22 protein-coding genes are annotated in these 20659 nt (G+C 66.8%); 9 read left to right on the top strand and 13 right to left on the bottom strand.

The genetic code is table 11. The features are described from left to right. Positions 1–32 precede the first annotated feature (32 nt). Positions 33–620 (top strand): DUF2325 domain-containing protein, encoded by a 588-nt coding sequence (locus ACTG4X_RS30755; protein ID WP_440532750.1) that lies wholly within the window; start codon positions 33–35, stop codon positions 618–620. Here the strand turns inward: ACTG4X_RS30755 and ACTG4X_RS30750 are convergent. The 3 genes from ACTG4X_RS30750 to ACTG4X_RS30740 are packed head-to-tail and all read right to left on the bottom strand — an operon-like array spanning position 617 to position 4356. Beyond that, on the bottom strand, positions 617–2464 hold the full coding sequence (locus ACTG4X_RS30750) for a M61 family metallopeptidase (RefSeq protein WP_440532749.1): 1848 nt from the start codon (positions 2462–2464) through the stop codon (positions 617–619). The genes ACTG4X_RS30755 and ACTG4X_RS30750 overlap by 4 nt on opposite strands. Next, a complete protein-coding gene (locus ACTG4X_RS30745) occupies positions 2464–3186 on the bottom strand; it encodes a DsbC family protein (RefSeq protein ID WP_093078462.1) in 723 nt (240 codons plus the stop codon). Before ACTG4X_RS30745 ends, ACTG4X_RS30750 begins: the two co-directional genes overlap by 1 nt. Before the next feature lie 42 nt (positions 3187–3228). Then, positions 3229–4356: an FAD-dependent monooxygenase gene (locus ACTG4X_RS30740; RefSeq protein ID WP_440532748.1), complete on the bottom strand. Its 1128-nt coding sequence runs from the start codon at positions 4354–4356 to the stop codon at positions 3229–3231. A 119-nt stretch (positions 4357–4475) separates the two neighbouring features. Between ACTG4X_RS30740 and ACTG4X_RS30735 the strand changes: the two genes are divergently transcribed. After that, positions 4476–5357 (top strand): MOSC domain-containing protein, encoded by an 882-nt coding sequence (locus tag ACTG4X_RS30735; RefSeq protein ID WP_093056649.1) that lies wholly within the window; start codon positions 4476–4478, stop codon positions 5355–5357. Between the two features lie 19 nt (positions 5358–5376). Here ACTG4X_RS30735 and rbsD read toward each other — a convergent pair whose 3' ends face one another. The 6 genes from rbsD to ACTG4X_RS30705 are packed head-to-tail and all read right to left on the bottom strand — an operon-like array spanning position 5377 to position 11442. Further along, entirely contained in the window at positions 5377–5769 is a 393-nt protein-coding gene (gene rbsD, locus ACTG4X_RS30730) for a D-ribose pyranase (protein ID WP_307615869.1), read from the bottom strand. Next, the gene (gene rbsK, locus ACTG4X_RS30725; protein ID WP_440532747.1) at positions 5766–6734 is read right to left on the bottom strand and encodes a ribokinase; all 969 of its coding nucleotides are present in this window, start codon (positions 6732–6734) and stop codon (positions 5766–5768) included. The genes rbsD and rbsK overlap by 4 nt, the downstream gene beginning before the upstream one ends. Then, complete coding sequence (locus tag ACTG4X_RS30720; RefSeq protein ID WP_093056646.1) at positions 6731–7822, bottom strand: LacI family DNA-binding transcriptional regulator; 1092 nt, start codon at positions 7820–7822, stop codon at positions 6731–6733. The genes rbsK and ACTG4X_RS30720 overlap by 4 nt, the downstream gene beginning before the upstream one ends. A 37-nt stretch (positions 7823–7859) precedes the next feature. After that, positions 7860–8855: an ABC transporter permease gene (locus tag ACTG4X_RS30715; RefSeq protein WP_093177402.1), complete on the bottom strand. Its 996-nt coding sequence runs from the start codon at positions 8853–8855 to the stop codon at positions 7860–7862. Next, a complete protein-coding gene (locus tag ACTG4X_RS30710) occupies positions 8852–10444 on the bottom strand; it encodes a sugar ABC transporter ATP-binding protein (RefSeq protein ID WP_307615866.1) in 1593 nt (530 codons plus the stop codon). The genes ACTG4X_RS30715 and ACTG4X_RS30710 overlap by 4 nt, the downstream gene beginning before the upstream one ends. A 44-nt stretch (positions 10445–10488) precedes the next feature. After that, the gene (locus tag ACTG4X_RS30705; RefSeq protein WP_093056643.1) at positions 10489–11442 is read right to left on the bottom strand and encodes a sugar ABC transporter substrate-binding protein; all 954 of its coding nucleotides are present in this window, start codon (positions 11440–11442) and stop codon (positions 10489–10491) included. A 208-nt stretch (positions 11443–11650) separates the two neighbouring features. Here ACTG4X_RS30705 and ychF point away from each other — a divergent pair, with 208 nt between their 5' ends. From ychF to ACTG4X_RS30685, 4 genes are all read left to right on the top strand, one after another. Continuing rightward, positions 11651–12742: a redox-regulated ATPase YchF gene (gene ychF / locus ACTG4X_RS30700; protein WP_093056642.1), complete on the top strand. Its 1092-nt coding sequence runs from the start codon at positions 11651–11653 to the stop codon at positions 12740–12742. Between the two features lie 30 nt (positions 12743–12772). Further along, on the top strand, positions 12773–13294 hold the full coding sequence (locus ACTG4X_RS30695) for a zeta toxin family protein (RefSeq protein WP_093078473.1): 522 nt from the start codon (positions 12773–12775) through the stop codon (positions 13292–13294). Then, a complete protein-coding gene (locus ACTG4X_RS30690) occupies positions 13291–13476 on the top strand; it encodes a hypothetical protein (RefSeq protein WP_093056640.1) in 186 nt (61 codons plus the stop codon). The genes ACTG4X_RS30695 and ACTG4X_RS30690 overlap by 4 nt, the downstream gene beginning before the upstream one ends. Before the next feature lie 110 nt (positions 13477–13586). After that, positions 13587–14261, top strand: coding sequence for a glutathione S-transferase (locus ACTG4X_RS30685; protein ID WP_093056639.1), 675 nt, complete (start codon positions 13587–13589; stop codon positions 14259–14261). Here the strand turns inward: ACTG4X_RS30685 and ACTG4X_RS30680 are convergent, their stop codons facing one another. Then, on the bottom strand, positions 14262–14726 hold the full coding sequence (locus ACTG4X_RS30680; protein ID WP_093056638.1) for a YqaA family protein: 465 nt from the start codon (positions 14724–14726) through the stop codon (positions 14262–14264). A gap of 174 nt (positions 14727–14900) precedes the next feature. On the opposite strand from ACTG4X_RS30680, the gene dusB reads away from it, so the two are divergent. Genes dusB through purH form a run of 3 tightly spaced genes read left to right on the top strand, consistent with a single transcriptional unit; the run spans position 14901 to position 17843 of the window. Then, a complete protein-coding gene (gene dusB / locus ACTG4X_RS30675) occupies positions 14901–15965 on the top strand; it encodes a tRNA dihydrouridine synthase DusB (RefSeq protein ID WP_093056637.1) in 1065 nt (354 codons plus the stop codon). Between the two features lie 17 nt (positions 15966–15982). Further along, on the top strand, positions 15983–16219 hold the full coding sequence (locus tag ACTG4X_RS30670; RefSeq protein ID WP_007838304.1) for a Fis family transcriptional regulator: 237 nt from the start codon (positions 15983–15985) through the stop codon (positions 16217–16219). Between the two features lie 16 nt (positions 16220–16235). Beyond that, a complete protein-coding gene (gene purH, locus ACTG4X_RS30665) occupies positions 16236–17843 on the top strand; it encodes a bifunctional phosphoribosylaminoimidazolecarboxamide formyltransferase/IMP cyclohydrolase (protein WP_426390437.1) in 1608 nt (535 codons plus the stop codon). Positions 17844–17876: 33 nt separating this feature from the next. Here purH and ACTG4X_RS30660 read toward each other — a convergent pair whose 3' ends face one another. The 3 genes from ACTG4X_RS30660 to thiD are packed head-to-tail and all read right to left on the bottom strand — an operon-like array spanning position 17877 to position 20614. Further along, positions 17877–18368: a hypothetical protein gene (locus ACTG4X_RS30660; RefSeq protein ID WP_440532746.1), complete on the bottom strand. Its 492-nt coding sequence runs from the start codon at positions 18366–18368 to the stop codon at positions 17877–17879. A gap of 3 nt (positions 18369–18371) precedes the next feature. Continuing rightward, positions 18372–19652 carry a glutamate-1-semialdehyde 2,1-aminomutase gene (gene hemL / locus ACTG4X_RS30655; RefSeq protein WP_440532745.1) on the bottom strand — a complete coding sequence of 427 codons (1281 nt, stop codon included), beginning with the start codon at positions 19650–19652 and terminating at the stop codon, positions 18372–18374. Beyond that, a complete protein-coding gene (thiD, locus tag ACTG4X_RS30650; protein ID WP_093056633.1) occupies positions 19652–20614 on the bottom strand; it encodes a bifunctional hydroxymethylpyrimidine kinase/phosphomethylpyrimidine kinase in 963 nt (320 codons plus the stop codon). Before thiD ends, hemL begins: the two co-directional genes overlap by 1 nt. Positions 20615–20659 lie beyond the last annotated feature (45 nt).

Here is a 20659-nt window from a genome sequence, read left to right as displayed (position 1 = left end):
TCTCATCTAGAATGCCCGCCATGGAGTTCCCGATGCAAGAACATGCCGTGTTGCTGCGGGCCTATGCCCGCGTGCAGGAGCGCTGCTCGCGCCTGCTGGTCGAGCAGGCCGCGCTCGTCGAAAGGCTCGAAGCGCAGATCGTGCGTTTGCGTGGCGCCCTGGTGGCGCGCGACTCGGCCATTGCCATCGTGCGCGAAGAGCTCGCGGTGCGTGCCGCCGCAGGCGGAGCGCTGCCGAAGCGGCTGAGCGCGCTGCTGTCGCCGGGCAGCAAGCGCCATCTGATGATGCCGCCCGAGCCGCAGGCGCGCGCCGACCTGCGCGAGAAGGCCGTGCTGTGTGTCGGCCATGAAGACGAGGCGCCTTCGCTCGCGCGCCAGCTGGTCGAGATTGCCGGCGGCCGCTACCTGCACCACGACGGCGGAGACGATGCGGACGATCCCGCGCTCGAAGCCAGCCTGCGCGCGGCCGATCTCGTGATCTGCCAGACCGGCTGCGTGAGCCACGATGCCTACTGGCGCGTGCAAGACCACTGCCGGCGCACCGGCAAGCCCTGCGTGCTGGTCGGTGAACCGCAGCCGATGCTCTTCGTGCGGCACCCGGCAGCGGCGGAAAACGCCTAGCCGGCCAACCAGCCCGCCACCTTCGTGGCGTCGTGCGAGAACAGGCGCCAGGTGGTCACTCCGACAGGCAACACCAGCGGCAGCCTGATCAGCTTGCGGTCGCGCGCCACGATGGCCGTGCACTTCGTCGCATCGCCCAGGTACAGCGCCAGGTCATCGAGCTTGGCGATGCGCCATGCCTGCGCAGCCTGCTGCTGGCCCTTCTTGCCGGCAGCAGGCAACTCGATGCCGATCCACTCGTCGTTCGCGGAGAAGCCGGCCTTCTCGGCCGCGCCGCCGCGCAACACCACCTTCACCTGAACGCTGCCATTGGCCTCGGCCACGCGCAGGCCCAACGCCTGCGCCTGCTGCGACGGGTCCTCCAGCGTGGCAACGCCGTGCGCGCGCAGCAGTTGCGCGAGCGGAAGCTCCTCGGTCGAATGCACCCAGCGCGCCAACTCCGCCGCGTACGAGCGGCCGCTCACGGCCTCGAGCGCCGCTGCAATGTCGGCCTCGCTGATCGGCCCGCCACTGCTGTGCGTCCACAGGTGGCGCATCACGTCGTCGAGCGAGCCCTTGCCTTCATGGCGCAGCGTGAGGTCGAAGCAAAGCGCCACCAGCGCGCCCTTGGTGTAGTAGCTCACCGTGCTGTTGGGCGTCTGCTCGTCTTGGCGGTAGTACTTGACCCAGGCGTCGAAGCTCGCGTCGGCCACCGGCTGCACCAGTCGGCCCGGCGTCTGCATGACCTGGTTGATGGTCTTGTTCAGCAGGCGCAGGTAGGCTGCGTCGTCGATGCGACCGGCGCGGCGCAGCAGCAGGTCGTCGTAGTAGCTGGTGAAGCCCTCGAAGAACCACAGCAGCTGCGTGTAGTTCTCCTGGCTGTAGTCGTAGCGCGCGAACTCGGCCGGCCGCATGCGCTTGACGTTCCAGGTATGGAAGTACTCGTGGCTGATGAGGCCCATCAGCGTGGTGTAGCCATCGGGCTGCTTCTTCTTTTCGCCGCGCTGCGGAAGGTCGCGGCGGTTGCAGATCAGCGCGGTGGAATGGCGGTGTTCGAGCCCGCCATAACCGTCGTCGACGGCGTTGAGCATGAACACGTAGCGGTCGATCGGCGGCTTCGGTCCGCCGCGTTTGCCGACCTTGTCGCCGTGCCAGAAGCGCATCTCGGCTTCGCAGATCGCCTTTGTGTCGGCGATCAACCTCTCGCCATCGAAGGATGCAGCGGCACCGGCAATCACGAAGCGGTGCGGCACGCCGCAGGCTTCGAATTCGGCACTCCAGAAGGCACCCAGCTCGACCGGGCTGTCGGCCAGCTCGTCGTAGCCTGATGCGTGGTAGTTGCCGAAGCCATGCTTGTCGGCCTTCAGCGGCACGAGGGCGGTGGCGCACGACCAGCGCGCGGCGTCGTCGGCCAGCTTGGGTGCGACGATCTCCAGCGCATGCGGCGCCTCGGTCTGGCCTTCTACGCGCAGGCAAACGCTGGTGCCGTTGAAGAAGCCGCGCTCGGCATCGAGCCAGGCGGTGCGCACCGAGTTGTCGTACGCGCAGACCTGGTAGTGCAGCACCAACGGCTGGCCGGGCGTGCATTCGACGAGCCAGCTGCATTTGTCGAGCTGCATCAGCGCCGGCTTGCGGCGGCCCTGCGTGGCGCGCAGGCCCTGCAGGTTCTTGGCGAATTCGCGGACCAGGTAGCTACCGGGAATCCACACCGGCAGCGACACGTGCTGCTGCGCGGCGGGCGCGTCGATGGTGAGCGTGACACTGAATAGATGCGCGTGCAGGTCCGCGCATTCGACGCGATAGCGCACGCCCGCCACGGGTGCGGCGACAGCGGCGGCGCGCCGCGAAACGGTCTTCGTCGCCATCAGCTGGACGAAGCGGCGAGTTGCTTCTCGACCTGCTCTGCGGGAATGGCGCCGGGCGTGCGGGTGCCGTCGCTGAAGATCAGCGTGGGCGTGCCGGTGATGTTGTACTTGCGGCCGAACTCGACGTTGCGCTGCAGCGCGGTCACGTCGCAGCCGTTAGGCGCGGTGGTGGGACGGGTGCTCGACTCCATCCAGTCGCCCCAGGCCTTGCCCTTGTCCTTGCTGCACCAGATGTCGCGCGACTTGATGTTCGAATCGGGGCCGAGCACCGGGTACAGGAACAGGTACACGGTGACGTTGTCGACCGTCTTCATGTCCTTCTCGAAGCGCTTGCAGTAGCCGCAGTTCGGGTCTTCGAACACCGCGAGCTTGCGCTTGCCGTTGCCGCGCACGATCTTGATCGAGTCCTTCAGCGGCAACTGGTCGAAGGCGACCGCGCTGAGTTTTTCCACGCGCTCTTCGGTCAGGTTCTTGCGCGATTTCACGTCGATCAGGTTGCCCTGGATGAGGTAGTTGCCCTGCTCGTCGGTGTAGAAGATCTGCGAGCCGTTCACGCGCACTTCGTAGACACCCGGAATCGGCGACTTCGACACTTCGTCGATGGCCGGGAACTGCGGAATGCGTGCGGGCAGGTTCTTGCGGATCTCGGCTTCGCCGGCTGTGGCGGCCACGACCGCGCCCAGCGTGCAGGCGGCGAGTAAGAGGTTGCGTACGAGTGTCATCGGGAGATCCGTTGGTTCGGTTCTAAAAGAGGGGGCGGGGCGTCAGGCCTTCAGGCCCATGGCCTGCGCCGTGATCCAGCGCTTGACGAGGCGCGTGCGGTCGAAGCCGCGCATGCCCCAGTTGCGCAATGCAGGAAGCGGACCCAGGTTGTGCGCAAAGAGTTGCTGCAGCCCGTCGGTCGCCAGGCTCATCTGCAGCACGTCGGCGCGGCGGGCGCGTTCGTAGCGGCGCAGCAGGCGCGCGTCGCCCACGCTGCGCAAGTAGTCGCGGTTCTTGATCACGTCGGCCAGCGCGGCCGCATCGGCCAGGCCCAGATTCAGGCCCTGGCCGGCCAGAGGATGCACCGTGTGGGCCGCATCGCCCGCCAGTGCCCAGGAGCGAGTCGGCTGCCCGGGCATGGCGCCGGTCCAGCGGTCGGCGATGGCGCGGGCCAGCGGCCAGGCGCCGCGCTCGCTCGTGAGCTTGAGCGCGCCGAGCGCGTTGTGGCTGGCTTCGGTGATGGCGGCGTTGAATTCGTCGTTGCCCTGCGCGAGCAGTTCGGGCGCGCGCAACTGGTCGACCGACCACACCAGCGCGACCGTCTTGCCGTGCGCGCCGCCGAGCGGCAGCAGCGCGAGCACTTCGCCCTTGTCGTTGAACCACTGGCGCGCGATGCCGTCGTGCGACTGCCCGGCCTCCAGGCGCGCCGCGATCGCATGCTGCGGATAGCGCGTGACCTCGTAGCTCACGCCGAGGGCTTCGCGCGTGGTGCTGGCCTTGCCTTCGCACACCACGGTGAGCGGGGCTGCCACCGGCTCGGTCACCACTTCGATCAGGGGCTGGAAGCGCACTGCGTCGGCCAGTTGCTGTTCGAGCGCGGGCACGTCGACGATCCAGGCCAGCGCGTCGACCTTCTGGCGCGCGGCGCTGAACTGCACCCGGCCGCCTTCGTCGCCATGCACGAGCATCTCGCGCACGGCCGTGGCATGGGCCCCATCGGGCCAGGCGCGCAGCGATTCGAGCAGCGTGCGGGAGGCGGTGTTGAGCGCGTAGGCGCGGATGTCTTCCTTGCCCTGCGTGGCCGGCGGCACCACCAGCGCGACGCGCACACGCTCGCGCGCGAGCAGCAGGGCCAGCGTACGGCCGACGATGCCGGCGCCGCGAATGCAAACTTCTGGGGGGAGGGCCATGAATCGATTGTAGGAGTTGCCCGCCAGCCCGCGCCCGGCGCCTTTCCCCCCGGGGTGCCAAGGTCTTCCGGCTGCCGCGATGCGGGACAATTGCGGCCGAATTCCAAGGAACCCCCACCGTGTCCCAGCCCGCTTTCGACCTCGAAGCCACCATCGCGCGCCTGTTCGTCTATCCGGTCAAGTCCTGTGCCGGGGTCGAGCTTCCCGAAATGCTGCTGACCGAGACCGGCCTGGAGTTCGACCGGGCCTGGATGGTGGTCGACGCCCAGGGCGAATTCGTCTCCCAGCGGCAGCTGCCGCGCATGGCGCTGATCAAGCCGCAGATGAAGCACATGGAAGTGGTGCTGCGCGCGCCCGGCATGCTGGCGCTGCACCTGGCTTTCGACCGGGTCGAGAAGCCGGTGCGGGTGCGCGTGTGGAAGGACGACGTGGCTGCCTACGACATGGGCGACATCGCCGCGCAGTGGTTCAGCGACTTTCTCTCCGAACCCGGCAAGCCGCAGACTCTGCGCCTCGTGCGTTTCGACCCCGAGCACAAGCGCCTGTCGAGCATGAAGTGGACCGACGGCGTCGAAGCGCAGACCCAGTTCGCCGACGGCTACGCGCTGCTGGTGGCGAGCGAGGGCTCGCTGGCCGAACTCAACGAACGCCTCGCGGCGCAGGGCCACGGTGCAGTGGGTATCGAGCGCTTCCGCCCCAACATCGTGCTGGCGGGTATCGAGTCGCACGACGAGGACCGTGTCGACGCCCTGCACATCACGACCGGCGAAGGCGAGGCCGAGCTGCGCCCCGTCAAGCCCTGCACGCGCTGCCCGATTCCCGACATCGATCCGGCCACGGCCCTCAGCAGCCCCGAGGTCGGCGACACGCTGCGCACCTACCGCGCCGACGCGCGGGTGGATGGCGGCATCACCTTCGGCATGAACTGCATCGTGATCCAGGGCGTGGAGCACATGCTCAAGGTCGGGCAGGCGGTGGGCGCGAACTACAGGTTCGAGTGACCGACGCCAGGCCGGCGCTTCAGAACTTCACTCCGGCGATCAGGATGATGTTCGCGTAGGGCGTGCATTCGCCCGTGCGCACGACGGCGCGCGCCTTTGCCGTGCGGCGCTTGAATTCTTCGTGCGACACCGTCTGCGGCGCGATGCCCAGCGACTGCGGATACCAGCCCGGCAGCTTCTTCGCATCGCCCAGCGCCTCGTCGGCCACCACGATGCTTTCCACCTGCATTTCCGACAGCACGGCCTGCAGCACGTCGGTGAGCTGCGGCACGCCGCGCGCCACGGCGAGGTCGATGCGGCGCGGGCCGTCAGGAATCGGCAGGCCGGCGTCGCCGAGCACGAGCATGTCGCCATGGCCCAGCGAGGCGATCACATGGGACAGTTCGGCATGCAGCAGGGGGGAGCGTTTCACAGCTTGATCCAGTCGGGAGGCAGGGGGCTGCGCAGCACGGCGTCGCGCTGCGGAATGGAAGGTTGGGCGCCGGGCTGCTGGATGCACAGCGCGGCGGCGCGGATGCCCAGGCGCACGGCTTCGTCGAAGGGCTGGCCTTCGCCCAGCGCGACTGCGAGCGCACCCAGGAAGGTGTCGCCGGCGGCCGTGGTGTCGACCGCCTGCACCTTCGGCGCGGGATGGTGACGCGCGCCGTCGGCATCGACTGCCACGGCGCCACGCGCGCCGAGCGTGACGACCACGCGCTCGATGCCCTTGGCGCGCAGGGCCTGGCCGGCCTGGGCGGCTTCCTGTGGACTGTCTGCGGACTGGCCGCACAGCGTTTGCGCCTCGATCTCGTTGACGACCAGCGTGTCGATCTGCGGCCACAGCGGTTCGGCGATCGCCTGCACCGGCGACGGGTTGAGCAGCACCTTGCAGCCCGCACCATGCGCCACCGCAATGGCGCGCGCGACCTGGCCCATCGGCGTCTCGAACTGCGTCACGAGGAAGGCCGCGCCCTGCACCTGCTGCTTCAGCGCAGCCTCGTCGATCTCGACCCGGGCGTTGGCGCCGGGAATCATCACGATGCGGTTCTGGCCGCTGTCCTCCACGAGGATCAGCGCCGTGCCGGTCGGCTCGCCCGCCGCGGTGCGCAGCGCGGCGGTGTCGATGCCGTCGCGCTCCAATGCCTGGCGCAGCGACTGGCCGTGCGCGTCGTTGCCGACGCAGCCGATCATTTGCACCTGGCCGCCTTCGCGCGCACAGCTCACCGCCTGGTTGGCGCCCTTGCCGCCGGGAATGTTGGCAATCGAATGGCCCAGCAGGGTTTCGCCCGCGGCCGGCGCGTGCGGCACACGCAGCACCAGGTCCATGTTGAGGCTGCCGAGCACCACGATGCGCGGCGCCTGGATGGAACTGGTGGAAGAAGAAGGCTTCAGGCTCACGGGGTGCGGGACTTTCGGGTTTCCGTTGAAGGCGTTTCGGTCGCGACGGGTGCGGCGGGCTCGCGGAAGCTCGCGTGCCGCGCGGTCGAGGCGCGCACGCGCAGCTCGGGCTGCAGCACCACCTTGCGCGCGTCGCGCCGCTTGCCGCCGACGCGTTCGAGCAGCATGTCGACCGCCAACGCGCCGATGCGCTCCTTGGGCTGCGCCACGGTGGTGAGCGGGGGGCTTGTGTAGGCCGAGAGTTCGATGTCGTCGAAGCCGACGATCGAGAGTTCGTCGGGCACCCGCACGCCGCTTTCATGCGCGGCACGCAGCGCGCCGATGGCCATCAGGTCGTTGCAGACGAACACGGCCGAGGGCTTGCGCTCGGTGCGAAGAATGGCATGCATTGCTTCGTAGCCGCCCTGGCTGGTGAAGCCGCCGCGCCACAGCAGCGCTTCGGCATTCGCGATGTCGGGTGTTGCGCCGGTCTCGGCCAGCGCCATGCGCCAGCCCTCGATGCGCTGCTCGCTCGGCATCACGCCCACCGGCCCGCCGATGCAGGCAATGCGCTTGTGGCCCAGCGACAGCAGGTGCCGCACCGCGAGCAGGCCGCCCTGCATGTGCGCGGTTTCCACCAGGTCGCAGGCCGGGTCGGCGATTTCTCGGTCGACCAGCACCGTGGGCATGCGCAGGCCGCGCAGCTGCTTCATGAGGGAGTCGTCGTCGCCCGCGCCGGTCGACACCACGATCAACCCGTCGATGCGGCGCTCGGCCAGCACCTGCAGGTAGACGCTCTGGCGGTGAGGCTCGTCGTCGGTGTTGCACAGCACCAGCGTGTAGCCGGCGCCGAAGCAGCGGTCTTCCACGATGCGCACGATCTCGGCGAAGTAGGGGTTCGAGCTGTTGGGAATCAGCATGCCCAGCGTCGAGGTGGTGTTGCTCTTCAGGCTGCGCGCCATCGCGTTGGGCACGTAGCCCAGCTCGCGGATGGCGAGCTCCACGCGTTCGCGCACCTTGGCGCTCACGTGGCGGGTGTCGTTGACCACGTGCGACACGGTGGTGACGGACACATCCGCCTTGAGTGCGACGTCCTTGATGGTAGCCATGGCTTTTCCTGTTCCTGGTGGGGGCGGGATGCTGTCGTCAGGCCAGGCGGCGGTCGGCACGGCGCTGGCGGAGGGTGTCGATGATCACCGCTACCACGATCACGGCGCCGGTGATGATGCGTTTGCTCGGCTCGCTCGCGCCAACCTGCGCAAGGCCCGCCTCGAGCACCGCGATGATCAGCACGCCGAAGAAGGTGTTGATCACCGAGCCGCGCCCGCCCATGAGGCTGGTGCCGCCAATGACCACGGCAGCGATCACCTGCAGCTCGATGCCGACGCCGGCATTCGGGTCGGCCGCTTCGAGGCGCGCCGATTGCATCAGGCCCGCGAGGCCGGCCAGCAGGCCGGTCACGGCGAACACGATGATGCGGATGGGGCGCGGGTCGATGCCCGCCAGGCGCATGGCTTCTTCATTGGTGCCGATGCCCACCACGTGGCGGCCGAACACCGTGCGCGTGAGCACCATCTGCCCGATGACGACGAGTACCACCGCCAGCACGAAGGCGGCCGAGATGCCGCCGATCCACGGCGCGGCCAGGCCCGAGATGGCGTCGCCCACGTACTGCGTGCGCGAATCGGTCACGAGGTAGGCGCCGCCGCGCACCGCTTCGAGCATGCCCAGCGAGACGATGAAGCTCGGCAGCCGCCATGCGACCGACACCGCGCCCGTGACCGTGCCGCAGATGAGCCCGGTAACAAGGCCGAGCACCGCGGCCACAGGCACCGAGAGCTTCCATTCGAGGATGGCCGCCGCCGTGACGGCCGCGCTCAGCGCCAGCACCGAGCCGACGGACAGGTCGATGCCCGCGATGATCAGCACGAAGGTCATGCCGACCGCCATCACGGCCAGCGCGGGAATTTCATTCGCGATGGAGACGAAGGTCTCGCGCGTCAGGAAGTATTCGCTCAGCGAACCGAAGAGCGCGACCATGCCCACGAGCACGACCGTCAGGCCCAGGTAGGTGCCGAGCTGGCCCTTGAGTGCGGAGGGCGAGGCCGGCGGGTTTTGTTTGGTGGAGGCTTCGGCGTTCATTGTGTGTCGGCGGTGACCGGGGTCGAATCGGAAACGGGGGATACCGTCGGCGGGCTGGCGGCGCGTCCTGTCGCGTCGCTGAATGCTGCGGCCAGCAGCGATTGTTCGGTCCACTCGCCGCGCTCGAACACCGCGACCAGCCGGCCGGCGCTCATCACGCCGATGCGGTCGCACATGGCCATCAGTTCGCGCAGGTCGCTCGACACCATCAGCAGCGCCTTGCCGGCGTCGGTCATGCGGTCGAGTTCGGCGTACAGGTCGGCGCGCGCGCCCACGTCCACGCCGCGCGTGGGCTCGTCGAGCAGCAGCACCTTGCATTCGCGGTGCAGCCAGCGCGCGAACACCACCTTCTGCTGGTTGCCGCCGCTGAGCGTGGCAACCGGTTGTTCGATGCTGCGTGAACGGATGCGCAGCAGTTCCACCAGCTTCTGCGCAATGCTGCGCTCCTTGGCGCGCTGCAGCCAGCCGGCGTGCGAGATAGCGCCAAGATCGCTCAGCGTGGCGTTGACGCGGATCGATTGCGTCAGCAGCAGGCCCTGCGACTTGCGGTCTTCGGTGACGAGGCCGATACCCGCGCGGATGGCCTGCATCGGCGAGCGCCAGCCCTTGCGCGCGTGCTGCGTGGGCTGGCCGTTTTCATAAAGGGTGATCTCGCCGCGGTCGGCGCGGTCGGCGCCGAACAGCAGCCGCACCAGTTCGGTCCGGCCCGAGCCGACCAGCCCGGCCAGGCCCATGACTTCGCCTGCGCGCAGGTCGATGTCGACGTCGCGCACGACCTGCGCCCGGCCAATGCCGCGCGCACTCAGCAACACGGGGCCGGCCACGCGGCGGTCGCGGCCCTCGTGCTCGTGCACCGCACGGCCGACCATGCGCTGCACCAGTTCGGATTCGCGCACGCCGGCCATGGCGCGCACGTCCACCAGCCGGCCGTCGCGCAGCACCGCGACGCGGTCGGCGATGCGCTGCAGTTCCTCGAGGCGGTGCGACACGTACACGATGGCCACGCCGCGCGCCTTCAGCAGCTCGATCTGCTCGAACAAGTGCGAGGTTTCGCGCGGCGTGAGCATGGCGGTGGGCTCGTCGAGCACCAGCACGCGCGTGTCGTCCTGCAGGTTGCGCGCGATCTCCACCATCTGCTGCTGGCCGATGCCCAGCCGCGCCACGGGCGTGGCCGGGTCGATGTTCTCCATGCCGATCTTGGCGAGCTGGCGCGCGGCCAGCTCGTGCAGCTTGCTGCGGCGGATCCAGCCGGTCTTGTTGGGCAGCCGGTCGAGCAGCAGGTTCTCGGCCACCGACAGCGTGGTGACGAGGCCGAGTTCCTGCATGACCATGCGCACGCCCAGCCGCTCGGCGTCGCGGCGCGAGCCGGGCGCAAAGGGCTTGCCGTCGAGCAGCATCTGGCCGCGCGTGGGCTGCACCAGGCCGCAGACGATCTTCGAAAGGGTGCTCTTGCCGGCGCCGTTCTCGCCCGTGAGGGCCAGCACTTCGCCGGCGTTGAGCACGAGCGAGACGTCGTCCAGCACCGGCGCCGCATAGTCCTTGCCCATGGCGCTCAGCGAGAGCACGGGCATGGCCGTTGTGAGATTCATGGCGGCGGATGCTGTCAACGTCTGTACTTTCTCTTGCTGTGTGCTTACTTCGAGTCTTTGGTGACCAGCACCACGTCGGTCTTCACTTCGGCGGGCATCTCCGACTGCTTCTTCTTGTCGGCGATGGCTTTCAGCGCGGTCTCGATGCCGAACACGGCCTGCTTGGCGGCGAACTGGTCGGCCGTGGCGAGCACGCGGCCGTCCTTCAGCATCGGCTTGATGGCGCCGATGTTGTCGTAGCCCACCACCAGCACCTTGCCGGTCTTGCCCGCGGCCTTGACCGCAGCCACGGCGCCCAGCGCCATGCTGTCGTTGCCGGCGAGCAGGGCCTTCAGGTCGGGGTGCTCGCGCATCATGCCGGCGGCCACGGTGTTGCCCTTGTCGATTTCCCACTGGCCGGACTGCACGCCCACCACCGTCACGCCGGCGGCCTTCATGGCGTCTTGATAGCCCAGCGTGCGCTGCTGCGCATTGAAGGTGGTCGACACGCCTTCGATGATGCCGACCTTGTCGCCCGCCTTCAGCTCCTTGGCGAGCGCGTCGCCCACCAGCTTGGCGCCGGCGCGGTTGTCGGGGCCCACGAACGGCACCAGGATGCCCTTTTCCTTCAGTGCGGCACCGTCGAGCTGGTTGTCGATGTTGACCACCAGGATGCCCTTGTCGATGGCCGCCTTGATCACCGGCACCAGCGCCTTCGAATCGGCCGGAGCGATGACCAGCGCGTTGATCTTCTGCGCCACCATCTGCTCGACCATCTTGATCTGGGCGGAGGTGTCGGTCTCGTCCTTGATGCCGTTGGCCACCAGCGTGTATTCGGCGGCATGGGCCTTCTGGTGCGCCTTGGCGCCGTCTTCCATGGTGCGGAAGAACTCGTTGGCCAGCGACTTCATGACCAGCGCGACCTTGGGCTTGTCCTGGGCGAGGGCGGGTGTTCCGGCCATGGCGCCCAGCAGCGTGAGTGCGGCGGCGCTTTGCAGGGTACGGCGGGTGAACTTCATGGTGAATGTCTCCTGAGGTGGTTGATCAGAACGGTGCGCCGGTCTTTGCCGGGGGCTCCGATGTTAGCTGAGGGAAACGTTTGCGCAAACGTTTGCCGGTCGGTGCTAACCCTGAGGTTTTGAGCAAGCAAATGCGAGCTCGAAGACCTGCCGGACGGGCCTGCAACCATGCTCGCCTAAAATCGCGGGTTACCCAAGAGGACCTCCCATGAGTTTGCAATGCGGCATCGTCGGCCTGCCCAACGTCGGTAAATCCACCCTTTTCAATGCGTTGACCAAGGCCGGCATCGCGGCGGAAAACTATCCGTTCTGCACCATCGAGCCCAACGTGGGCGTGGTGGAAGTGCCCGACCCCCGTCTCGCGCAACTGAGCGAGATCGTCAAGCCCGAGCGCGTGGTGCCCGCCATTGTCGAGTTCGTCGACATCGCTGGCCTGGTGGCCGGTGCCAGCACCGGCGAAGGCCTGGGCAACAAGTTTCTGGCGCACATCCGCGAGACCGACGCCACCGTCAACGTGGTGCGCTGCTTCGACGACGAGAACGTGATCCACGTGGCCGGCAAGGTCGACCCGATCTCCGACATCGAAGTGATCCAGACCGAACTCTGCCTGGCCGACCTGGCCACGGTCGAGAAGGCGCTGCACCGTCACACCAAGGTGGCCCGTTCCGGCGACAAGGACGCGCAAAAGCTGGTCGGCCTGCTCGAGCGCTGCCAGGCCGCGCTGAACGAGAACACGCCGGTGCGCGCGCTCGACTTCACCAAGGAAGAGCTGCCGCTGGTCAAGAGCTTCACGCTAATCACCGCCAAGCCCGCGATGTTCGTGGGCAATGTGGCGGAAGACGGCTTCGAGAACAACCCGTATCTCGACCGCCTGCGCGAATACGCTGCCAAGCAGGGCGCGCCCGTGGTCGCCATCTGCGCCAAGATCGAAGCCGACCTGGCCGAGATGGACGACGAAGACAAGAAGATGTTCCTCGCCGAGATCGGCCAGGAAGAGCCGGGCCTGAACCGCCTGATCCGCGCGGCCTTCAAGCTGCTGGGCCTGCAAACGTATTTCACCGCCGGCGTGAAGGAAGTGCGCGCCTGGACCATCCACATCGGCGACACCGGCCCGCAGGCGGCCGGCGTGATCCACGGCGACTTCGAGAAGGGCTACATCCGCGCCCAGACCATCGCGTTCGAGGACTACATCGCCTTCAAGGGCGAGCAGGGCGCCAAGGACGCGGGGAAGATGCGTTCTGAAGGCAAGGAATACGTCGTGAAAGATGGCGACGTGATGAACTTCCTGTTCAGCTCCTGACGCCACTCTCCCGAGCGAAATGCTCCGTTGATGAGCCTTCCCAAGATCGTCATCATTGCGGGCCCCAACGGGGCGGGAAAGACTACCTTCGCCCGCGCTTTCCTTCCGCAGGAAGCGCAAATCTCGCGTTTCATCAATGCGGATCTGATCGCCGCCGGGCTGTCACCCTTCGCGCCGGAGGCCGAAGCCATCAAGGCCGGGCGATTGATGCTGGAAGAGATTGCCGAGTGCGTTCGTCGTCGGGAGAGCTTTGCTTTCGAGACCACGTTGTCGGGACTGAGCTATCTGCGCCACATCGGCGCATGGAGGAAGTCTGGCTATCACGTGAGCCTTTTCTTTCTGGCGCTTCCGACGGCAGAATTTGCAGTCGCGCGCGTGGCGGAACGTGTCCGGCAAGGCGGGCATCACATTCCTGAAGATGTGATTCGCCGTCGTTTCGAGGCGGGGCGTCGGAATTTTGACGACCGTTATCGCGCTGCGGTGGATGCCTGGGCGCTGTACGACAACGCTGGCGAAGAGCCAGATCTCATCGAATGGGGAGAAGCACCATGACCCGTGAACAGCTGATGCAAGCAAAGGACAAGGACCTGGCCGCTTCGCTGATCGCGATTCGGCGCGCCGCACGGGAAGCGCGAGAAGCCGCAGTGCGCACCAACACTGCCATCGTGGTGCAACGTGGCCAGAAATCAGTCCGCATCACGGCTGACGAACTGCGCAAGGCCGGGGTGAAGTAGGCGTCGAGCACAGTGCTGGCAGCCGCCGGCCCGCACATCCGGCTGGGTCGCCAAGGCCGGTTTCTTGGGTAGACTGCGCGCGCCCTATTTCTCCTCCAAGGCCCGCCTTCATGCTCACCGTCCACCACCTCAACAACTCGCGCTCGCAGCGTGTGCTCTGGCTGCTCGAAGAACTCGAGCTGCCGTACGAGATCGTTCACTACCAGCGCGATCCGCAAACCAGTCTGGCGCCCGCTTCGCTGCGGGCCATTCATCCGCTGGGCAAGTCGCCGGTGGTAACGACGGATGACGGACTCACGCTTGCGGAATCGGGCGCGATCATCGAGACGCTCGTCGAGCGCTACGGCCACGGCCGCCTCGCGCCCGCGGCCGGTTCGCCGGAGGCGCTGCGCTATCGCTACTGGCTGCACTTTGCCGAAGGCACGGCGATGTCGCCGCTGCTGCTCAAGCTGGTGTTCGATCGCATCGAGACGAGCAAGATGCCTTTCTTCGCGAAGCCGATCGCCAAGGCCATCTCGGCCAAGGCGAAGTCGGCGTTCATCAATCCGAACATCGCAAGCCATCTGAACTACATGGAAGCCGAACTCGGCAAGAGCGAATGGTTCGCCGGCGACGAGTTCACGGGCGCGGACATCCAGATGAGCTTCGTGGTCGAAGCCGCGCAGGCGCGCGGCGGGCTCGATGCGAAGCGGCCGAAGCTGATGGCGTACCTGGAACGCATCCATGCGCGTCCCGCGTACAAGCGCGCGCTCGAACGCGGCGGTCCCTACGCCTTGTTGAACTGATCAGAAGATCTGCAGCAGCGCCACCGTCATGGTGATGTAGCGCAGGAACTTGCCCACGGCCATGTAGGCAACGCATGGCCAGAACGGCAGCTTGAGCCAACCTGCGACCGCGCACAGCGGGTCGCCCACCAGTGGCAGCCAGCTCAGCAGGCAGGCCTTCGGGCCGAGCCGCTCCAGCCAGCCCAGAACGCGCACATGATGTTTCGAGTGCGAGTATTTGTCGGCCACCTTGTGCGCGCCGTAGCCCATCCACCAGTCGACTGCGCCCCCCAGCGTGTTGCCTATGGTCGCCACCGCGATGGCCGGCCAGAACATGTCGGGGTTGAGCTTGAGCAGCCCGAAGAGAAAGGGCTCGGAGCCCACCGGCAGTAGCGTCGCGGAGACGAACGCCGCCACGAACAAGGTCGAGAGACCGTACTGCGGCAGTGCCAGCAGCGCCATGAGGGAGTCGAGCCAGGCTTGCATAAGGTCGGCGCAGTATAGGCAGCGCGTGCCTCGCAACCCCGCAGGAGAAAGCCCCGGAATGCACCGGTGTTTGTACGGGTACCCAGGGCGCAAATCGTTTCAGTCGCTGAAATGCGGCGTGGCTACAATCGTGCCTCATTTTTCAGCAGCCGAACGCGCACGCTCCTCTTTCCAATGACCTTGCAGATCGGCACCCACACGCTGGAAAACCGCCTGTTCGTCGCGCCCATGGCCGGCGTGACGGACCGGCCCTTCCGCATGCTGTGCCGCGAACTCGGTGCCGGCTACGCGGTCAGCGAGATGGTCACGTCGCGCAAGGAACTCTGGGGCACGCTCAAGACATCGCGCCGTGCGAACCATGATGGCGAACCGGGCCCCATTGCGGTGCAGATTGCCGGCACCGATGCGGCCATGATGGCCGAGGCCACGGTCTACAACATCGAGCGCGGTGCGCAGATCATCGACATCAACATGGGCTGCCCGGCCAAGAAGGTCTGCAACAAGTGGGCGGGTTCTGCGCTGATGCGCGACGAGCCGCTGGCGCTTGAAATCGTGCAGGCCGTGGTCGATGCCGCGCAGCCTTTCGGCGTGCCGGTCACGCTCAAGATGCGCACCGGCTGGAGCCAGGAGCACCGCAATGCGGTGAAGCTCGCGCGCGATTTCGAATCGGCCGGCGTGCAGATGCTCACGGTGCACGGCCGTACGCGCGAGCAGGGCTACAAGGGCTTTGCCGAGTACGACACCATCGCCGCCGTGAAGGCCGCGGTGCGCGTGCCGGTGGTGGCCAACGGCGACATCCGTTCGCCCGAGAAGGCACGCGACGTGCTTGCGGCCACCGGCGCCGACGCGGTGATGATCGGTCGCGCCGCGCAGGGCCGCCCGTGGATCTTCCGCGAGATCGCGCACTTCCTGGAAACGGGCACGCACCGCGCGCCGCCGCTGGTGGCCGAAGTGCGCCGCTTGCTGCTCGACCATCTCGTGGAGCACTATGCGCTTTACGGCGACTACAGCGGTGTGCGCACGGCGCGCAAGCACATCGGCTGGTATGTGCGCACGCTGCCCGACGGCGAAGCGTTTCGCGCACGCATGAACACCATCGAGGACTGTGCCGAGCAGCTGCGCGCGGTCGGCGACTATTTCGACGGGCTGGCGGACCGCATGGACCGCATGCCCGTGCAGCACCTGGCGGACGAAGAGGCGTCGCCAGGTGAAGAGGAGGCGGCTTGCGCCGTCGATTGAGAAAAAGAGAAGAAGCAATGAGCAAGAAACATATCGAGGACTGCGTGCGCACCAGTCTGGACAGCTACTTTCGCGATCTGCGTGGCACCGAACCCGACGGCATGTACGAAATGCTCGTGCGCGTGGTCGAGAAACCCCTGCTCGACGTCGTGATGACGCGCGCGGAAGGCAATCAATCCAAAGCCGCGCAATGGCTGGGCCTGAATCGCAACACGCTTCGCAAGAAGCTCGTTGAACACAAACTTTTGAAATAACTCCACGGCATATCCAATGGCCCAGACCGCACTCATCTCCGTTTCCGACAAGACCGGCATTCTCGAATTCGCCCAGGCGCTGCATGCGCTGGGCATCAAGCTGCTGTCCACCGGCGGCACCGCCAAGCTGCTGGCCGATGCCGGCCTGCCCGTCACCGAAGTTGCCGACCACACCGGTTTTCCGGAGATGCTCGATGGCCGCGTGAAGACGCTGCACCCGAAGATCCACGGCGGCCTGCTCGCGCGCCGCGACCTGCCCGCGCACGTGGCGGCCATCAAGGAACACGGCATCGACACCATCGACCTGCTGGTGGTCAACCTGTACCCGTTCGAAGCCACCGTGGCCAAGTCCGGCTGCACGCTCGAAGACGCGATCGAGAACATCGACATCGGCGGCCCGGCCATGGTGCGCAGCGCGGCCAAGAACTGGAAGGACGTGGGCGTGCTCACCGACGCATCGCAGTACGCGGTGGCGCTCGCCGAGCTCAAGGCCGACGGCAAGCTCAGCGACAAGACCAAGTTCGCGTTTTCGGTGGCCGCGTTCAACCGCATCGCCGACTACGACGGTGCCATCAGCGACTACCTCTCGGCCATCGACTTCGACGCCAGCATCGGCCAGCCCGCGCCCAAGCGCTCGCTGTTCCCCGCGCAAAGCAATGGCCGCTTCGTGAAGGTGCAAGACCTGCGCTACGGCGAGAACCCGCACCAGCAGGCCGCGTTCTACCGCGACCTGTATCCGGCGCCCGGTTCGCTCGTGTCGGCAAAGCAGCTGCAGGGCAAGGAGCTGAGCTACAACAACATCGCCGACGCCGATGCTGCATGGGAATGCGTGAAGAGCTTCGACGTGCCGGCCTGCGTGATCGTGAAGCACGCCAACCCCTGCGGCGTTGCCATCGGCAAGGATGCTGCCGAGGCTTACGGCAAGGCCTTCAAGACCGACCCGACCTCGGCCTTCGGCGGCATCATCGCCTTCAATCGACCGGTCGACGGCGCGACGGCCCAGGAGATCTCCAAGCAGTTCGTCGAAGTGCTGATGGCGCCCGATTACACGCCCGAGGCACTGGAGCTGTTCCAGGCGACCAAGAACCGGCAGAACGTGCGCATTCTCAAGATATCGCTGCCGCCGGGCGGCGCGAGCGACTGGGACAACGGCCGCAATGCGATGGACGTGAAGCGCATCGGCTCAGGCTTGTTGATGCAGACCGCCGACAACCATGAGCTCGCGGCCAGCGACCTCAAGGTGGTCAGCAAGAAGCAGCCTACGCCGCAGCAGCTGCAAGACCTGCTCTTCGCATGGAAGGTCGCGAAGTACGTGAAGAGCAACGCGATCGTGTTCTGCGCCAACGGCATGACCATGGGCGTGGGCGCGGGCCAGATGAGCCGCCTCGACTCGGCGCGCATCGCCAGCATCAAGGCCGAGCACGCAGGCCTGTCGCTGAAGGACACCGCCGTGGCCAGCGACGCCTTCTTCCCGTTCCGCGACGGCCTCGACGTGGTGGTCGATGCGGGCGCGAGCTGCGTCATCCAGCCGGGCGGCTCGATGCGCGACCAGGAAGTGATCGATGCCGCCGACGAGCGCGGCGTGGTGATGGTGCTTTCGGGCGTGCGCCACTTCCGCCACTGATCGGCGGAACGCAGGGTTCGGCGGCCGCGAGACTTACTCGTGGTTGCCGAACCGGTATTTCAGCTGGAAGGTGATCGCGCCGTACAGCCGGTTCTTGATCGTCGGCACGTAGGCGATGTTGAGGCCCCAGTTCTTGCCTTCGATGGCAGCCACCGGAAGGATGGCCGGGAACCAGTTGCCGTTGCGGTAGTTGGGATAGCCGTCGAAGCCGCCGACCACGGCGCCGAACTTCACGCCGTAGAACTCGACGGGCAACACATACAGGCCCACGTAGTTCGACTGCCGGCGATCGCTGTTGCGGAAGGTGCCCGCCGTGAGGCGGTAGGTGTCGTTCAGCGGGTACTCGAAGCCCAGCCCCTGGTTGACGTTCTCCAGGCCCTTGCCGCCGTCGAAGTGCGCCGAATAGAAGCCCGGGTTGATCCAGATGTTCTTCGGATCGAAGGAGGACTGCGCAGTTGCCAGGTCGGGTAGAAGAAGAGCAAGAAGAGGAATGCTCAGCACCGGCAACGTGCGCAGGGGGTTCATGGGCTAGGGCGTCCTGAAGATTTGTCTTGCGGCTTCGATGGTGGCGGCGACGTCGTCGTCGCTGTGGGCTGCGCTCACGAAGCCTGCTTCGTAAAGCGCGGGGGCAATATACACGCCGCGATCGAGCAAACCGTGAAACAGCGCATTGAATTTCGCGTTGTCGGTTGTCATCACGGTTGCATAGTTTTGCGGCAGGTCCTTCATCAGGAAGAAGCCGAACATGCCGCCTTCGCTGTCGGCATTGAAGGGCTGTCCTTCGGCCGCGGCGGCCGCCTTCAGGCCATCGACCAGCGTGCGCGTTTTCTTGCCGAGCGCTTCGTAGAAGCCGGGCTTTGCAATTTCCTTCAGCGTGGCAAGACCACATGCCGTGGCCACCGGATTACCCGACAGCGTGCCGGCCTGATAGACCGGGCCCAGCGGCGCAAGCTGTTCCATGATCGCGCGCGGCCCGCCGAAGGCCGCGAGCGGCATGCCGCCGCCGATGACCTTGCCGAGCACCGTGAGGTCGGGCTTGATGCCCAGCACGCCCTGTGCGCCGTGCAGGCCCACGCGAAAGCCGGTCATCACTTCATCGAAGATCAGCAGGGCGCCGTGCTGCGTGCAGAGCTCGCGGCAGCGCTTGGCGAACTCGGGCGTGGCGCGCACGAAGTTCATGTTGCCGGCAATGGCTTCGATCATCAGGCAGGCGATGTCGTTGCCGTGCAGGGCGAAGGCTTCTTCGAGCTGCTGCAGGTTGTTGTACTCGAGCACGATGGTGTGCTGCACCACCTCGGGCGGCACGCCGGCCGAGGTCGGGTTGCCGAAGGTGGCGAGGCCGGAGCCGGCCTTCACCAGCAATGCGTCGGCGTGGCCGTGGTAGCAGCCCTCGAACTTGACGATGCTCTTGCGGCCGGTGGCACCGCGCGCCAGGCGCAGCGCGCTCATCGCGGCTTCGGTGCCGGAGTTCACGAGCCGCACCATCTCCATCGACGGCACCAGCGCGAGGATGGCCTCGGCCAGTTCGATCTCGCGCTCGGTCGGCGCGCCGTACGAGAAGCCTTCGAGCACGGCCTTCTGCACCGCCTCGACCACGGCAGGGTGGCCATGGCCCAGGATCATCGGACCCCAGGAGCCGATGTAGTCGATGTAGCGCTTGTCGTTGGCGTCCCAGAAGTAGGCGCCCTGTGCGCGCTGGATGAAGCGGGGCGTGCCGCCCACGGCCTTGAAGGCGCGTACGGGCGAGTTGACGCCCCCGGGGATCACGGCGCGGGCGCGCTCGAAAAGAATGTCGTTGCGGTCGGTCATCAGTGTCGGGTGTCGTGTGGGGGGAGGGCGAAGTCCGGCGCGGCGTCCGGGTCTTCATCGTCTTCGTCGTCCTCGGGCTCGGCCCAGAACAGGCGGTCGGGCAGCACATGGCCCATGCCGGGGCGAAAGCCCGCGTCGAGGCAGCGGTCCATGTAGGCCAGCGCCTCGGTGGTCGCGGCCACGAGGTCGGTGCCGCTCGCCAGCAAGGCGGCCAGCGCGGCCGACAGGGTGTCGCCGGCGCCGGCGAAGACGGCTTCGAGCCGTTCGTACTTCTCGTTGGCGAGCACCGACTGCGGCGAGGCCAGCACGTTGTCGATGAACTGCTCGGGCAGCACCATCCCGGTTACCAGCGTGTAGGGCACGCCGAACTCGCCAGCGGCCTTGGCAATGTCGCGCGCACCGGGCGGACGCTCGCCGTTCCAGTCCGGAAGCAGCCAGCGCCACAGAGTACTGTGGTTTCCAACCAACACCGTTGTCTGAGGCAAAACAAGCTCCCGAAAAGCGTCCAGATAGGGCTCGATCAGGTTCTCGTCCCACCACGAAAGGTTGGGCATGTAGGCCACCACGGGCACCTCGGGATAGTCGGCGGCGGTCTCGGCGATGGTGCTCAGGGCCTCGGGGGTGCCGGCAAAGCCCACCTTGATCAACTGGACTTCCACGTCCTCCAGGATGGCGCGCGCCTGTTCGGCGATGGCCTCCTCGTCGAAGGGAAAGTGGTCGAAAATCTCGGCCGTGTCCCTGGCGTAGGCGCCTGTGACGACGGGCAGGACGTGTGCGCCCACCGACGCCATGGCGAGGGCATCGGCGCCCAGCCCGCCCGCACCGCTGGGGTCGCTGGCGTTGAACACCAGCACGCAGGGAGGATTCAGGTCGCGCTCGGCCAGCTCGCCTTCATCCTGCGAGGGGTCGTTAAGATCGCCCGGTTTGCGGGTTTTGTCTGCTGGAAGTAAGTAGATGGTCATACGCCGGGCGGAATCCCCTGGATGGTGGCATAGGCGCGACGTTTA

The sequence above is a fragment of the Variovorax sp. YR566 genome (genome assembly GCF_051992195.1).
GTDB lineage: Bacteria > Pseudomonadota > Gammaproteobacteria > Burkholderiales > Burkholderiaceae_C > Variovorax.
The sequence above is the reverse complement of the archived record's forward strand: the minus strand, read 5'-3'. Positions and strand labels throughout refer to the sequence as shown.

What these genes read in the sequence shown, in the direction of transcription:
- ACTG4X_RS30755 (WP_440532750.1), top strand. Translation starts at nt 33, where the DNA reads ATGCAAGAACATGCCGTGTTGCTGCGGGCCTATGCCCGCGTGCAGGAG.
- ACTG4X_RS30750 (WP_440532749.1), bottom strand. Translation starts at nt 2,464, where the DNA reads ATGGCGACGAAGACCGTTTCGCGGCGCGCCGCCGCTGTCGCCGCACCC.
- ACTG4X_RS30745 (WP_093078462.1), bottom strand. Translation starts at nt 3,186, where the DNA reads ATGACACTCGTACGCAACCTCTTACTCGCCGCCTGCACGCTGGGCGCG.
- ACTG4X_RS30740 (WP_440532748.1), bottom strand. Translation starts at nt 4,356, where the DNA reads ATGGCCCTCCCCCCAGAAGTTTGCATTCGCGGCGCCGGCATCGTCGGC.
- ACTG4X_RS30720 (WP_093056646.1), bottom strand. Translation starts at nt 7,822, where the DNA reads ATGGCTACCATCAAGGACGTCGCACTCAAGGCGGATGTGTCCGTCACC.
- ACTG4X_RS30715 (WP_093177402.1), bottom strand. Translation starts at nt 8,855, where the DNA reads ATGAACGCCGAAGCCTCCACCAAACAAAACCCGCCGGCCTCGCCCTCC.
- ACTG4X_RS30710 (WP_307615866.1), bottom strand. Translation starts at nt 10,444, where the DNA reads ATGAATCTCACAACGGCCATGCCCGTGCTCTCGCTGAGCGCCATGGGC.
- ACTG4X_RS30705 (WP_093056643.1), bottom strand. Translation starts at nt 11,442, where the DNA reads ATGAAGTTCACCCGCCGTACCCTGCAAAGCGCCGCCGCACTCACGCTG.
- ychF (WP_093056642.1), top strand. Translation starts at nt 11,651, where the DNA reads ATGAGTTTGCAATGCGGCATCGTCGGCCTGCCCAACGTCGGTAAATCC.
- ACTG4X_RS30695 (WP_093078473.1), top strand. Translation starts at nt 12,773, where the DNA reads ATGAGCCTTCCCAAGATCGTCATCATTGCGGGCCCCAACGGGGCGGGA.
- ACTG4X_RS30690 (WP_093056640.1), top strand. Translation starts at nt 13,291, where the DNA reads ATGACCCGTGAACAGCTGATGCAAGCAAAGGACAAGGACCTGGCCGCT.
- ACTG4X_RS30685 (WP_093056639.1), top strand. Translation starts at nt 13,587, where the DNA reads ATGCTCACCGTCCACCACCTCAACAACTCGCGCTCGCAGCGTGTGCTC.
- ACTG4X_RS30680 (WP_093056638.1), bottom strand. Translation starts at nt 14,726, where the DNA reads ATGCAAGCCTGGCTCGACTCCCTCATGGCGCTGCTGGCACTGCCGCAG.
- dusB (WP_093056637.1), top strand. Translation starts at nt 14,901, where the DNA reads ATGACCTTGCAGATCGGCACCCACACGCTGGAAAACCGCCTGTTCGTC.
- ACTG4X_RS30670 (WP_007838304.1), top strand. Translation starts at nt 15,983, where the DNA reads ATGAGCAAGAAACATATCGAGGACTGCGTGCGCACCAGTCTGGACAGC.
- purH (WP_426390437.1), top strand. Translation starts at nt 16,236, where the DNA reads ATGGCCCAGACCGCACTCATCTCCGTTTCCGACAAGACCGGCATTCTC.
- ACTG4X_RS30660 (WP_440532746.1), bottom strand. Translation starts at nt 18,368, where the DNA reads ATGAACCCCCTGCGCACGTTGCCGGTGCTGAGCATTCCTCTTCTTGCT.
- hemL (WP_440532745.1), bottom strand. Translation starts at nt 19,652, where the DNA reads ATGACCGACCGCAACGACATTCTTTTCGAGCGCGCCCGCGCCGTGATC.
- thiD (WP_093056633.1), bottom strand. Translation starts at nt 20,614, where the DNA reads ATGACCATCTACTTACTTCCAGCAGACAAAACCCGCAAACCGGGCGAT.